Annotated in this window: 13 protein-coding genes; 10 read left to right on the plus strand and 3 right to left on the minus strand. The window is 65.7% G+C overall.

Annotated elements, in window-relative coordinates; genetic code table 11:
• From gpt to ACSSV4_RS12315, 5 genes are all read left to right on the plus strand, one after another.
• The gene (gpt, locus tag ACSSV4_RS12295; protein ID WP_454275473.1) at positions 1–498 is read left to right on the plus strand and encodes a xanthine phosphoribosyltransferase; all 498 of its coding nucleotides are present in this window, start codon (positions 1–3) and stop codon (positions 496–498) included.
• Positions 499–594: 96 nt separating this feature from the next.
• Positions 595–2,433 carry a peptidyl-prolyl cis-trans isomerase gene (locus ACSSV4_RS12300; RefSeq protein ID WP_454275474.1) on the plus strand — a complete coding sequence of 613 codons (1,839 nt, stop codon included), beginning with the start codon at positions 595–597 and terminating at the stop codon, positions 2,431–2,433.
• A 12-nt stretch (positions 2,434–2,445) separates the two neighbouring features.
• On the plus strand, positions 2,446–3,957 hold the full coding sequence (trpE, locus tag ACSSV4_RS12305) for an anthranilate synthase component I (protein WP_454275475.1): 1,512 nt from the start codon (positions 2,446–2,448) through the stop codon (positions 3,955–3,957).
• A 166-nt stretch (positions 3,958–4,123) separates the two neighbouring features.
• Positions 4,124–4,738 carry a sulfurtransferase gene (locus ACSSV4_RS12310; protein WP_454275476.1) on the plus strand — a complete coding sequence of 205 codons (615 nt, stop codon included), beginning with the start codon at positions 4,124–4,126 and terminating at the stop codon, positions 4,736–4,738.
• A 37-nt stretch (positions 4,739–4,775) separates the two neighbouring features.
• Positions 4,776–5,321: a pseudouridine synthase gene (locus ACSSV4_RS12315; RefSeq protein WP_454275477.1), complete on the plus strand. Its 546-nt coding sequence runs from the start codon at positions 4,776–4,778 to the stop codon at positions 5,319–5,321.
• Between the two features lie 6 nt (positions 5,322–5,327).
• Here ACSSV4_RS12315 and ACSSV4_RS12320 read toward each other — a convergent pair whose 3' ends face one another.
• The 3 genes from ACSSV4_RS12320 to ACSSV4_RS12330 form a co-directional block, all read right to left on the minus strand.
• Positions 5,328–5,822: a hypothetical protein gene (locus ACSSV4_RS12320; RefSeq protein WP_454275478.1), complete on the minus strand. Its 495-nt coding sequence runs from the start codon at positions 5,820–5,822 to the stop codon at positions 5,328–5,330.
• A 184-nt stretch (positions 5,823–6,006) separates the two neighbouring features.
• Positions 6,007–7,347: an IS1380 family transposase gene (locus ACSSV4_RS12325; RefSeq protein ID WP_454275479.1), complete on the minus strand. Its 1,341-nt coding sequence runs from the start codon at positions 7,345–7,347 to the stop codon at positions 6,007–6,009.
• 200 nt (positions 7,348–7,547) lie between these two features.
• Positions 7,548–9,029, minus strand: a complete 1,482-nt coding sequence (locus ACSSV4_RS12330; RefSeq protein WP_454275480.1) for a divergent polysaccharide deacetylase family protein — start codon at positions 9,027–9,029, stop codon at positions 7,548–7,550.
• A 159-nt stretch (positions 9,030–9,188) separates the two neighbouring features.
• On the opposite strand from ACSSV4_RS12330, the gene ACSSV4_RS12335 reads away from it, so the two are divergent.
• From ACSSV4_RS12335 to ACSSV4_RS12355, 5 genes are read left to right on the plus strand one after another with little or no spacing between them, the layout of a single operon-like run.
• Positions 9,189–9,770: an anthranilate synthase component II gene (locus ACSSV4_RS12335; protein WP_454275481.1), complete on the plus strand. Its 582-nt coding sequence runs from the start codon at positions 9,189–9,191 to the stop codon at positions 9,768–9,770.
• Positions 9,767–10,789, plus strand: coding sequence for an anthranilate phosphoribosyltransferase (trpD, locus tag ACSSV4_RS12340; RefSeq protein WP_454275482.1), 1,023 nt, complete (start codon positions 9,767–9,769; stop codon positions 10,787–10,789). Before ACSSV4_RS12335 ends, trpD begins: the two co-directional genes overlap by 4 nt.
• A complete protein-coding gene (gene trpC / locus ACSSV4_RS12345) occupies positions 10,786–11,601 on the plus strand; it encodes an indole-3-glycerol phosphate synthase TrpC (RefSeq protein ID WP_454275483.1) in 816 nt (271 codons plus the stop codon). The genes trpD and trpC overlap by 4 nt, the downstream gene beginning before the upstream one ends.
• Complete coding sequence (moaC, locus tag ACSSV4_RS12350; RefSeq protein WP_454275484.1) at positions 11,601–12,077, plus strand: cyclic pyranopterin monophosphate synthase MoaC; 477 nt, start codon at positions 11,601–11,603, stop codon at positions 12,075–12,077. The genes trpC and moaC overlap by 1 nt, the downstream gene beginning before the upstream one ends.
• Positions 12,074–13,246, plus strand: a complete 1,173-nt coding sequence (locus tag ACSSV4_RS12355; protein ID WP_454275485.1) for a molybdopterin molybdotransferase MoeA — start codon at positions 12,074–12,076, stop codon at positions 13,244–13,246. Before moaC ends, ACSSV4_RS12355 begins: the two co-directional genes overlap by 4 nt.
• Positions 13,247–13,621: the final 375 nt, after the last annotated feature.

The raw sequence follows: 13,621 nt of genomic DNA on the forward strand, positions 1-13,621 counted from the left end.
ATGACCGACCGTCTTCCGCATGAAAAAGGCTTTCACGTGAGTTGGGACCAGCTGCATCGCGATGCGCGGGCCTTGGCGTGGCGGCTGCAGAGCGAGGCCCCCAAGGGCGGCTGGCGCGCGGTGGTCGCGATCACCCGCGGCGGAATGGCGCCTGCGATGATCGTCGCGCGCGAACTCGATATCCGCACCGTCGACACGATTAGCGTCAAATCCTACAACCACCAGACCCAGACCGAACCGGTGGTGATCAAATCGCCGGACATGGACATAATGGGCGACGGCGCGGGCGTGCTGATCGTCGATGATCTGGTCGACACAGGCCGCACACTCGAGGTGGTGCGCCAGCACCTGCCCCGCGCACATGTCGCGACGGTCTACGCCAAGCCGATGGGGCGCGCGCAGGTCGAGACTTTCGTCACCGAGGTAAGCCAGGACACCTGGATCTTCTTTCCCTGGGACATGGCGCTGCAATATGTGGAGCCCTATCGCGGCGCGTGACGAGGCATGCCAGGGCCGGGGTCTTGCCCCGTCCCGGTGCAACGCGTAGACAACCGCAACGACACGCGGTGCAACACGGGCTGACAGGGGGCCGAGATGGCGGGCAAGAGCATATCCAAGGGTGCGATGTGGGTGCTGATGGGGCTTCTCATCATCGGTTTGGGCGGCTTTGGCGTGACCAACCTCTCGGGCCATGTGCGCAGCGTCGGCTCGGTCGGCGATGCCGAGATCGACGTCACCACCTATGCCCGCGCCCTGCAGAACGAAATCCGCGCCCTCGAGGCACAGCGCGGCGAAAGCCTCAGCTTTGCCGAGGCGCGTGCAGCGGGCGTCGATCAGCAGGTGCTGGGGCAGCTTGTGTCCCGCGCCGCGCTGGAGCATGAGACCGCGCGCCTCGGGATTTCGGTCGGCGACGAGGTGCTGCGCGACGAGATCCTGAACATGTCCGCCTTTTCCGGCCTCGATGGCAGTTTCGACCGCGAGGCCTATGCCTTTGCCCTGCAACAGGCCGGGCTGAACGAGGCCGAATTCGAGGCGAACATCCGCGCCGAGACCGCCGCGACCCTGCTTCAGGCCGCCGCCGTGGCAGGAATCCAGGCACCACCCGCCTATATGGACACGATGATGACCTATCTCGGCGAGCGTCGCAGCCTTGCCTTCGCCACGCTCGACCGCAGCGATCTGGAAAGCGGCCTGCCGGTGCCCTCCGAGGAGGACCTGCGCAGCTATCACCAAAGCCACCTGCCCGACTTCACCACGCCCGAGACCAAGTCGATCACCTATGCCTGGGTCAACCCCGAGATGATCGTCGACACCGTCGAGGTGCCCGAAGACGCCCTGCGCCGCGCCTATGAGGACCGCTCCGCCGAGTTCAACCAGCCTGAGCGCCGTCTGGTGGAGCGTCTGGTGTATTCCGACCCGGAACGCGCGGAAAACGCCAAGGCACGGCTCGAGGATGGCGTGCTCTTCGAGATGCTGGTCGCCGAGCGCGGGCTGGAGATGGCGGATGTCGATATGGGCGATGTCAGCGCCGAGGATCTGGGCGCGTCCGCCGAGGCGGTCTTTGCCGCTGATTCGGGCGACGTCGTGGGCCCGGTCGAGACCAGCCTCGGCCCGGCGCTTTTCCGGATCAACGGCGTGCTCTCGGCGCAGGTCACCTCCTTCGAGGAGGCCGAACCGCAACTGCGCGAGACCCTCGCCCGCGACCGCGCCAGCCGCGTGATCGACACGATGACCGAGCGGGTCGACGATCTGCTGGCCGGTGGCGCGACGCTCGAGGATGTGGCGCGCGAAACCGAACTGGAGCTTGGCACTGTCGAGTGGCATCCGGATCTGGCTGAGGGCATCGCGGGCTACGCCGCCTTTCGCAATGCCGCAGAGGCGGTGCAGGAGGGCGATTACCCGGCGGTCGAGCGCATGGAGGATGGCGGCATCTTCACCCTGCGCCTTGATGGAATCGAGGAGCCCCGCATCCTACCACTTGAAGAGGTCCGCGAGGCGGTGCGACAGGGCTGGCGCGAAGAGGCCACCGCCGAGGCACTTGCCGCGCAGGTCGCGCCGCAACTCGAAGAACTGCGCAACGGGGCAAGCTTTGCGGATCTGGGCCTTGAGGCCACCGAGATCACCGACATGACGCGCCGTGACTACCGTGCCGACGCGCCACCCGAATTCATCGAGCGTGTCTTCGCGATGGAGCAAGGCGAGGTGCAGGTGATCGAGGGCGAGGGCCGTATCTTCGTGCTGCGCCTCGATAGTATCGCGCCCCCCGCCGAGGAGGACGAGGAAATGAACCGCCTGCGCAACGCGCTGCGCGATCAGGTGGCATCCGACCTGGGGCAGGACATTTTCCAGATCCTCGCCAATGACATCCGTGCCCGTGCCGGGGTCGAGCTTGATCAATCGGCGCTCAACGCCGTGCACGCCAATTTCAACTGAGGATCGCGCCGCGTGGACCTGACCCCTTCCTTTGACGCCTTCGCCCGCGCCTATGAGGCGGGGGAAAACCAGGTGGTGCATGCGCGTCTTGCCGCCGATCTCGATACGCCAGTGTCGCTGATGCTCAAGCTGACGGGCGCGGCGCGCGATGCCTTCATGCTCGAATCGGTCACCGGTGGCGAGGTGCGCGGGCGCTATTCGATCATCGGCATGAAACCCGACCTGATCTGGCAGTGTCACGGGACCTCGAGCCGCATCAACCGCGCCGCGCGGTTCGATCCCGACGCCTATGAGGACCAGGACGGCGATCCGCTGACCAACCTGCGCGTCCTGATCGCCGAGAGCCGCATCGACCTGCCCGACGATCTGCCGGGCGCGAGCGCGGGGCTCTTCGGCTACCTCGGCTATGACATGATCCGGCTGGTCGAACATCTGCCCGATGTGCCGCCCGACACGCTTCGCCTGCCCGATGCCATCATGCTGCGCCCCTCGGTGGTGGCGGTGCTCGACGGGGTCAAGGGCGAGGTGATCGTGGTCGCCCCCGCTTGGGTCAGCAGCGGCCAATCGGCACGCGCCGCCTATGCGCAGGCCGCCGAACGGGTGATGGACGCGGTGCGCGATCTCGAACGCGCGCTGCCGCAGGCGAGCCGCAACCTGGGCGAGGCGCATGAGGATGCCGCACCGGTGTCGAATTTCACCCGCGAGGGCTACAAGGCGGCGGTCGAGAAGGCGAAGGACTACATCCGCGCGGGCGATATCTTTCAGGTCGTCCCGTCGCAACGCTGGTCGCAGCCATTCCGGCAGCCGCCCTTTTCACTCTACCGTTCGCTCAGGCGCACCAACCCGTCGCCCTTCATGTTCTATTTCAATTTCGGCGGGTTTCAGGTTGTCGGGGCCTCGCCCGAGATCCTGGTGCGGGTGTTCGGCAATCAGGTCACCATCCGCCCGATTGCGGGCACCCGGCCCCGGGGCGCGACGCCCGAGGAGGACCGCGCGCTCGAGGCTGATCTGCTGGGCGATCAGAAGGAACTGGCAGAGCATCTCATGCTGCTCGATCTGGGCCGCAACGACGCGGGCCGCGTGAGCCGCATCGGCACCGTGCGCCCGACCGAGGAATTCATCATCGAACGCTACAGCCACGTGATGCATATCGTGTCGAACGTGGTGGGCGAGTTGGCCGAGGATCAGGATGCGCTTTCGGCGCTGCTGGCGGGGCTGCCTGCGGGCACGGTCTCGGGCGCGCCCAAGGTGCGCGCGATGGAGATCATCGACGAATTGGAACCCGAAAAACGCGGCGTCTATGGCGGCGGCGTCGGCTATTTCAGCGCCGGGGGCGACATGGATGTCTGCATCGCCCTGCGCACGGCGGTGGTCAAGGACGACACGCTTTATATTCAGGCCGGGGGCGGCGTCGTGCATGACAGCGACCCGGAGGCGGAATATATGGAAACGGTCCATAAATCCAACGCCATCCGCCGCGCGGCGGCGGATGCGGCGCGGTTTGGCGGTGGTGGAAACGGTTGAGAGACACAAGAATTTCATCCTGAAATTCTTGCCGGAAATTCTTCGCACGAAGAATTTTCACGCGCCCGGCTGCCAAGGTACCGCCCCGCCGCCCTTGATCCATGTCAAGGCGATTCAGATCCGGCCATAATATATTCCATATAAGGAATATAATCGGAGACATGCCATGACGTTCCTGCCTCGTCTCGCCGCCCCGGTTCTCGTGGTGCTGAGCCTAGCTTTCGCCCCTCACATGGCGTTGGCCGAGACATTCACCCTGCAATATCCGGTCGCCGTCGAGACACTGAACAAGAGCAAGCAGACCGCGCCCGGCCTCTATATCACCGCCGCCGAGGCGGGCCGGATTCTAGAAGAAACCGACAACGTGGCGCTCATCGACGTGCGCACCCCGTCCGAGACCATGCTGATCGGCTACCCGGTCACGGCCGCCGCCAACATCCCGTCGAAACTCATTGATCCCGACCTTGCCTTCGATGCTAAAGAGGGCGTCTACAAGATGATCGACAACCCGACATTCGTGGCGGAAATGCAGACCTGGCTGGCCAGCGATGCCGCAACAGGCGTCGACACGCTGATGATCATGTGCCGCTCGGGTTCGCGCAGTGCGGCGGCGATCGGCAAGCTGGTCGAGGCCGGGGTCGATATCACGCTTTACAACGTGGTGGACGGGTTCGAGGGCGACAAGAACGACGCGGGCGCACGCGCCGTGAATGGCTGGCGCAATGCAGGGCTACCCTGGACTTACAAGGTCCGCGAGGGTCTGTGGCCCGGCCATAACTGAGGCTTGCGGCGGGCCGGTCGCTGCGGCATCAGGGGGCATGGCCCGGCTCATCCTCTTCAACAAGCCCTTCGGGGTGCTGTCGCAATTCACCGATCACGGCAACGGCGACAGCCCCCGCGCGACGCTGTCGGATCATATCGACCTGCCCGGCGTCTATCCCGCCGGACGACTTGACCGCGACAGCGAGGGGCTCCTGCTGCTGACCGATGACGGCAAGCTGCAGGCGCGCATCGCCTCGCCCCGGTTCAAGACCGAAAAGACCTATCTCGTGCAGGTCGAGGGCCTACCCGACGACACCGCCCTCGACGCGCTGCGCCACGGCGTGACGCTCAAGGACGGGCCAACGCGGCCCGCGCAGGTGCGCCGCATCGACCCGCCGGACCTGTGGCCGCGCACGCCACCGGTGCGATACCGCAAATCAGTGCCGGATAGCTGGCTGGAGATCACCATATCAGAAGGCCGCAACCGGCAGGTGCGGCGCATGACCGCCCATGTCGGCCACCCGACCCTGCGCCTCGTGCGGTGGCGGATCGGCGATTGGAGGCTCGACGGCCTCGACCCCGGCGCGTGGCGCGAGGGCTGAGCCCGATCAGTATCTTCCGATATCAAAATTCGTGATTTCATCCAGCACCTTGCCCGCCTTGTCGATTGCCTTGAGGTCGACAGTATAGCGGTTGCCGCGCCCGCCCGAACAGGGCGGCAGATACCCCACGCTTGCATAATCGCCGCTGGACCGCGCCGCCTTGATCACCCGCGCGCCACCGGGCAGCGTCGCAGTCATACCGGGCAAAGACGGCAGATCGGTTGTCTCGCCCCGGACCGGAAAGCCAATCGTGCCATGGCCGCCATTGCGCGACAGCGGACCGTAGGATTTGTCGTTGAAATAGGCGACGATCCAGACCGCACCGCCTGGAATACCGGACACCCGCATCGGCGGGGTGCTGCCATTGCCGCCATGCAGGCGGCATTGCTGGCCCGGCGGTACCTTGCGTCCATCCCATCCACCGGAAAGTTGTGCTGTCATGTCCGCCATGGCCGTTCCGGCCATCATCAAAAGCCCGCAAGTCAGTGCAATGGTTTTCATGTATTTCTCCTAACCGGGATAATTCACGACGCGCGTGCCAGTAGTCAGAAGTTCATACTTTATCCGCAGGTATCGCCGGGAGCGCGCGCGTGAGCTGCCGTCCGGGTTTTTACGGCGGACGGGGCGTGTCTTTGGGAGCTTTTCGGGTTGGTGTTTCAGGGTTGGCGGGGCGCGATGGTGGGCGTCATGCCGGGTGTGGCGGCGCGAGCGCGTCGAACAGGAGCCTGATGAGGTTCTGACGCGGGCACGAGGCGGGCAGGGTCATGACGATCCGGGTTTTCTTCTCGACGATGGTCGCGGCAAGTTTGACCAGATGGAGGTGCAACGTGTCGAACTGGGCGCGCCGCCATGGCGAGCGTTTCGGACAGGCCGCGCGCAATGTCCACCATAACCAGTAGGCGCACCCATGCAGCATGAGCCGCATCTGGTTGGCGCTGGAGCTCATACACGATGTCCGGTCCGAGGCGAGATGGCTCTTCCAGCCCTTGATGTGGTTCTCGGCCTGCCCACGCGCGGAGTAGATCTTCTCGTAAAGGTGCTTGCCGCGCGTGCCCATCAGATTGGTCACGATGAAGCGGGTGTCACGCCCCATGGGCCCGGCCTCGATCCGGGCAATGACGCGCCGCTCTTTCGACCATGATCGCGCCGCATAGGAGAAGGATTTGAACCGGCGCAGTTTCTGGCCCTTGCGCGCATAGCGGTCTGCCGTGGACGCCTCCAGGGTTTGCACGGGCTCCCGCAGGCGCGCATTTTTCGACAAGCCAAACACGTAACGCAGACCAAAGCTGTCACACAGATCGAGAACTTCCGGGGTGCCATAATGGCTGTCAGCCCGCAGCAGGATGTCGGTCGTGGGCCAGTGACGGCGGATCTGCCGGATCAGACGCCGGATATGAGCGGCGGCCTCCTTGCCGGTCGGGCGACGGGCTGGGCGCAGAACAGCCCCAACAAGGCGTCCCTCGCCGTCGAAAACCACAATCGGCTGGAAACCGTATTCATCATAATACGCGTTGAACAGGCGCAACTGCTGGTGACCGTGAGCGGCATCGAAGGTATCGTCGATGTCGAGCACGATCTGTCGGGGCACGCGGGCAAAGGAAGCGCAGTAAAACCGCACCATCTCACGCGCCATCCGGATGAGCCCCCGGGTGTCGGCGAGGTTCTCCATTCGCGAGATCGTGGGCTGCGAGCACAGCGCCGCCCCGGTCTCGGGACCCTGCTCCAGCGCGAGCTTGAAGGATGGGTCATGGCGCAGCTCACCCGCATCGTTGCCATCCTCATACCCTGCGGCAATCATCATGATCCGGAACCGGATGATATCTTCCAGGCTATGGCGTGTCTTGCCCGGGTCACGCAGGTCCGTGAGGCACGACGACAGAAGACCCGCCAGGTCGTGCCGACGTTCGACTTCCCGCAAAAGCGTCAGACCGGCATCGGAACTCATCTCCGCGCCATCGAAATTGAGCATGACGGGCTTGCCATTCACGGATGACAAAACGGGGGGCGGAGATGTAGGCTTCGTCATGGTGAGGGCGCGTGCCTTGGAAACTGGAGTTTTTGGCGTCGACAACCGAAAAATACCTGCTTCCAACAGGTTACGCTACCCTCGCCACATCTTTATGAATAATTCGGGCTAAAGCCGCTGCACCATAATAGGCACAGCGTGGCCGACACGGGCACCGGGATCAAGCACCGCGAGGCCAACCATCAGGGCAGATAAGCCCCCTATTCGACCGTCAGGACCGCCGAGACCGGCGCAAGCGCCACACTCGCCGCGCGATCCTGCAATCCCCAGAGCAGCAGCGCGCTGATCGTGTCGGCCCGCAACCGGCCCAGCATGATGACGCCCTCGTCCTGCTGATCGGCCTTCATCGCCGCCTGATCGAGGAAGCGGCGAATCGTGGCGGCATCCTGTCCCTCGCCGTCAAAATCGCGAAACAGCGTCGCGGCGGGCACGCCTTCGCGGGAAAGGAGCTTGCGCTCCATGTCGAGTGCGTTGGGATGCATCACGATGCCATGCCCGCTTTCCATCAGGATCGGGGCCAGTTGGGCGCTGGCCTCGCGACTGGCCTGCACCCCGCTCTCGTCGCCTTCGAGCAGCGCCACCGCCTGTGGCACCTGGTCGAGCCAGGCCTGCATCGCCACCTCGGTATCCACCGCCGCCGCGCTCTGCGGCAGATCGACGGTCAAGAGCACCTCGAAGCCCGCCGCGCGATAGCGCTCGGCGGCCTCTGCCGCACCGGACCAGTCGGCATCGACGGCAAGGCTGAGCGGATAGGGAAAACTGGCCAGCGCCTCAAGGCCGATGGGACTGCTGCCGTCATCCATCAATATGATGGCCATGAGCGGCTTTCCCTCGGGGTTCTCGAACGGTGCGGCATTGCGCTCAATCGCGCGCTCGGAGGCCGGACTATCCTCGGGCGCCGCTGCCACCTCGTCCGTCTGGGGCGCGTCGCCGATGCTGGGCAGGCGATTGCTGCGCACGCCTTCGACACGGTCGCTGATGGTGCCCGACGGCGGCAGGGTCTTGGGGGCCTCACTGCTGTCGTCGGCGGTCTGCTCCGCCTCGGGCACCGGCCCCTCATCGGGGGCGACCGGCGTCACCGTATCCGCAGGTGCCGGAGATTGCTGCGCCGCATCGGGCGCAAGCGTCGGCGTTTCTTCCTCTTCCGGGAAGACCGGCACCGCGCTGCGGGTCTCATTGCCCGTTCCGCTGCCCGTCTCGCTGTCGCCGAGTCCGGCATCCGCCTCGCCCGGATCCGGGGCGGGCGGCTGCGCTGGATCGGTGGAGATCTCCATCCGTCCCTCGTCCTGCGGCGCTTCGGGCGCGAGCGACTGGGGACTGGGCAGAACCGGGCTCTCGCTCTCTACCGCGACGCCGCCATTGCTGCTGCTTGACGCCTCGGGCGGCGTGCCAAGCGCATCCACCTCGCCCCCCGTGGCCGGGGCCCGAACCGGGGCGGTATCCGCCCCTCTGAGCGACGACAGATCGTCCGGCGCGGGGGGCACGACCTGCGGCGCCCCCGCCGCCTCAGGGCTTTTCTCGACCTCGGGCAAGGCCGCCTGCCGGTCCTCGCGCTTCAGATCGAAGCCCGACCCCGGCGTCACCTCGACGGTCTCCGCCTCGGGCGCGCCCATGCCCGGCACTTCGGTCAGAACCGATACCGCCCCGAGTGCGAGCACCGAAACGACGGTGCCCGTGATCATCCCCGCAAATACTCCGCGTGCCACTGCCTTTGCCCCCGCATCCGCCTGTTTTACCTTATATCCGGCCTAGCGCCCCTTGACGGTACCGCGCAAGCCTGAACAAGTATACCGCGACCGGGCCCTCGGCCTCCAGCCCCCTTTGCAAGAGGACAGGCGCAAATGCTGCTGTTGATCGACAACTATGACAGTTTCACCTACAATCTCGTCCATTATGTTGGCGAATTGGGGGCGCAAACCCGCGTGATGCGCAATGATGCGCTCAATGTGCAGGAGGCGATGGCGATGCGCCCCGACGGTATCCTGCTCTCGCCCGGCCCCTGCGACCCGGATCAGGCGGGCATCTGCCTGCCACTCACTCTGGCCGCCGCCGAGGCGGGGATTCCGCTGCTTGGCGTGTGTCTCGGGCATCAGACCATCGGGCAGGCCTTCGGCGGCCGCGTGATCCGCCATTCCGAAATCGTGCATGGCAAGATGGGCCATATCCAGCACGGCGGCCAAGGCGTCTTCGCCGGTCTGTCCTCACCGTTCGAGGCGACCCGCTATCACTCGCTGGTGGTGGAACGCGACAGCCTGCCCGACTGCCTCGAGATCACCGCAGAGCTTGAGGACGGCACGATCATGGGCCTGCAACACCGCGAGTTGCCGATCCACGGCGTGCAGTTCCACCCCGAATCGATCGCCTCGCAGCACGGCCACAAGCTCTTGCAGAATTTCCTGAACCTGATGCAGGTTCCGGCATGAGCGACCGGCTGAAACCGCTGATCGGGGCCGCCGCCGACCGCGCGCTCAGCCGCGAAGAGGCCGAAGCCGCGTTCCAGATACTCTTTGAGGGCGAGGCGACCCCGGCGCAGACCGGCGGATTCCTGATGGCCCTGCGCACAAGGGGCGAGACGGTCGACGAATACGCCGCCGCCGCCGCCGTGATGCGCGCCAAATGCAACAAGGTGCGCGCGCCACAGGGCGCGATGGATATCGTCGGCACGGGGGGCGACGGCAAGGGCACGCTCAACATATCGACCGCGACCGCCATCGTGGTGGCAGGCGCGGGCGTGCCGGTGGCCAAGCATGGCAACCGCAACCTCAGTTCCAAATCCGGCGCGGCGGATGCGCTCAGCCAACTCGGCCTCAATGTGATGGTCGGCGTCGAGGTGGTGGAGCGTGCGCTCGCCGAAATCGGCATCGCCTTCATGATGGCGCCGATGCATCACCCCGCAATGGCCCATGTCGGCCCGGTGCGGGCGGAACTGGGCACCCGCACGATCTTCAACATCCTGGGGCCGCTGACCAATCCCGCAGGCGTCAAGCGGCAACTGACCGGCGCATTCTCGCGTGATCTGATCCGGCCCATGGCCGAGACGCTGGCGCAATTGGGGTCAGAGCGCGCCTGGCTCGTGCATGGCTCCGACGGCACCGACGAAATGACCATCACGGGCCTCACATGGGTCGCCGCGCTGGAGGAAGACGGCAGCATCCGTGAGGTCGAATTGCACCCCGAGGATTTTGGCTTGCCCGTGCATCCGTTCGAGGCCATCCTTGGCGGGACGCCCGAGGAGAATGGCCGCGCACTGCGCGCGCTGCTCGGTGGCGCGCCCGGCGCCTATCGCGACGCGGTGCTGCTCAACGCCTCGGCTGCCCTCACCGTCGCAGGCCGCGCGCCGGATCTTCGCGAAGGCGTCGCCATGGCCGCCGAGAGCATCGACAGCGGGGCCGCGCGCGCGAAACTCACCGCTCTGGCGAAACTCACATCGGAGGCCGCATGACCACTCCCACCATCCTCGACAAGATCAAGACCTACAAGCTGGAGGAAATCGCCGCCGCCAAGGCCGCCCGCCCGCAGGACGAGATCGAGGCCGAGGCCGGCAACGCCCCGCCGGTGCGCCCCTTTGGCGACGCGCTTTTGCAGGCCACCAAGACCGGCTATGGCCTGATTGCCGAGATCAAGAAGGCGAGCCCGTCAAAGGGTCTCATCCGCGCCGATTTCGACCCCGCAGCCCTGGCCGAGGCCTATGCGCAGGGCGGGGCCACCTGCCTGTCTGTGCTGACCGACACGCCCAGCTTTCAGGGTGCGCCCGAGTATCTGCGCGAGGCGCGCGATGCCTGCGACCTGCCGGTGCTGCGCAAGGATTTCATGTATGATCCCTATCAGGTCGCCGAAGCGCGGGCGTGGGGGGCCGATTGCATCCTGATCATCATGGCCAGCGTCTCGGACGCGCAGGCGGCAGAGTTGGAAGAGGCCGCCACCCGCTGGGGCATGGACGCGCTGATCGAGGTGCATAACCGCGAGGAACTGGACCGCGCGGGCGCGCTCAATTCCAACATGATCGGCATCAACAACCGCGATCTCAACACCTTCGAGACCTCGCTCGACACCACCCGCAAGCTGGTGAAATTTGTCGCGCCCGACGGCCTCATCGTCAGCGAAAGCGGGCTGTCCACGCCCGACGATCTGGCCGAAATGGCCCGCTACGGCGCACGCAGCTTCCTCATCGGCGAGACGCTGATGCGCGCCGATGACGTGGCACAGGCCACCCGCGATCTTCTGGCCAACCCGATCAAGGCAGGCGGCATCTGATGAGCGATCTCACCCATTTCGACGGTCAGGGCCACGCCCATATGGTCGACGTGTCCGACAAGGCCGTGACCGCGCGTGTCGCCGTGGCCGAGGGTCACATCAGGATGGCCCGCGAAACCTATGATATCATTGCAGAAGGTCGCGCCAAGAAGGGCGATGTGCTGTCCGTCGCGCGGCTCGCCGGCATCATGGGGGCCAAGAAAACCCCCGATCTGATCCCGCTCTGCCATCCGCTGCCCGTTACCAAGGTGGCGGTGGAACTGACCCTCGACCCCGACCTGCCCGGCGTCCGGATCGAAGGCACCGTAAAGACCACCGGGCAGACCGGCGTCGAGATGGAGGCGCTGACTGCCGTCTCGGTGGCCGCGCTCACGGTCTATGACATGGCCAAGGCGGTGGACCGCGCAATGGAGATCGGCGGTATCCGCGTGATCCTGAAAGATGGTGGAAAATCCGGACGGTATCAGGCGCAATGATCACGGTCGACGCCGCCCTCTCGCATCTTTTCGCCCTCGTCGAGCCGCTTGACATCGAAGAGGTGCAACTGGCCGAAGCCGCGGGCCGCATCCTCGCGCGAGACGTCACCGCACGGCGCGATCAGCCGCCTTTTTCCGCTTCGGCGATGGATGGCTACGCGCTGCGCGGCGAAGAGGCCACACCCGGTGCGCGGTTTAGCGTCATCGGCGAGGCGGCGGCGGGGCATGGCTTTGGCGGACCTGTAAATGCCGGAGAGGCGGTGCGCATCTTCACTGGCGCGCCGCTGCCCGAAGGCGCGACCCGGGTCATCATTCAAGAAGACGTGACGCGCGACGGCGACACCATCACCCTCGGGCCAGATCTCGGCGACAAGGATCATATCCGCCCCCTTGGCTGCGATTTCCGCGAGGGTCAGAGCATCACCGCCCCGCGCGCGCTGCGCCCTGCCGATATCGCGCTCATGGCCTCGATGAACATCGCGTCGGTGCCGGTGCGGCGCAAACCGCAGGTGGCGCTGATCTCGACCGGCGACGAGTTGGTGATGCCCGGCGAGACCCCCGGCCCCGACCAGATCATCGCCTCCAACACCTTCGGCCTGAAGGCTCTGCTGGAGGCGCGCGGCGCGCGGGCGCGCATCCTGCCGATTGCCCGCGATACCGTGGCCTCGCTCACCACCGCCTTCGGGCTGGCCGAGGGCGCGGACCTGATCGTCACCATCGGCGGGGCCTCGGTGGGCGATCACGATCTGGTGGGTCGCGTGGCGGGCGATCTCGGCATGGACCGTGCGTTTTACAAGGTCGCGATGCGTCCGGGCAAACCGCTCATGGCGGGGCGCATGGGCGGGGCCGCGATGGTCGGCCTGCCAGGCAATCCGGTCTCGGCCATGGTCTGCGGCCATGTCTTTGTCGCACCGATGATCGACAAGATGCTGGGGCTGGGGGCAGGCCCCGCACCGCGCCGGGAGACGGTGCTGGCCGCCCCCCTGCCCGCCAACGGCCCGCGCGAGCATTACATGCGCGCGCGCCTCACCGATCAGGGCCTCATCGCCGAGGACAAGCAGGACAGCTCATTGCTCAGCATCCTCGCCCATTCCGACGCGCTCTTGGTGCGCCCGCCGCATGACCCTGCGCGCGCGGCGGGTGAGACGGTCGACTATCTGCCGATCTGAACAGCGGCAACCTGGGTTTTTGGTTTTGGGTCTGGCCTGCCGCTGAAGTTCGCCTCTCGGCTTCGACTTGGACCCAATTGACTGAGTTCAGCAGGCTGTGCTTGAGTTCGGTTTCAAAGCTGCGCGGAGATCACAACGCCCTGTCCCATGCTTCGGCCAAGCAGCGAACGCGGTCGCGGCGATGCTCAAGACAATCTTTGTCCAGAGCAGCAAGGCCGACGCGCAAGCCCAGTGGGACACCGCAGGCAATTAGTGAACGCCGTGGAACTGAGCTGCCCCCCGAAATTCGGACACTGACATAAGCTACGATTTGCAGTCTGCTGATCTTCGACGAGAAGGAGATCAGAGATGTCGAAACGCAAACAACACGCGCCA

The sequence above is a fragment of the Roseovarius sp. MBR-154 genome, from assembly GCF_053628595.1.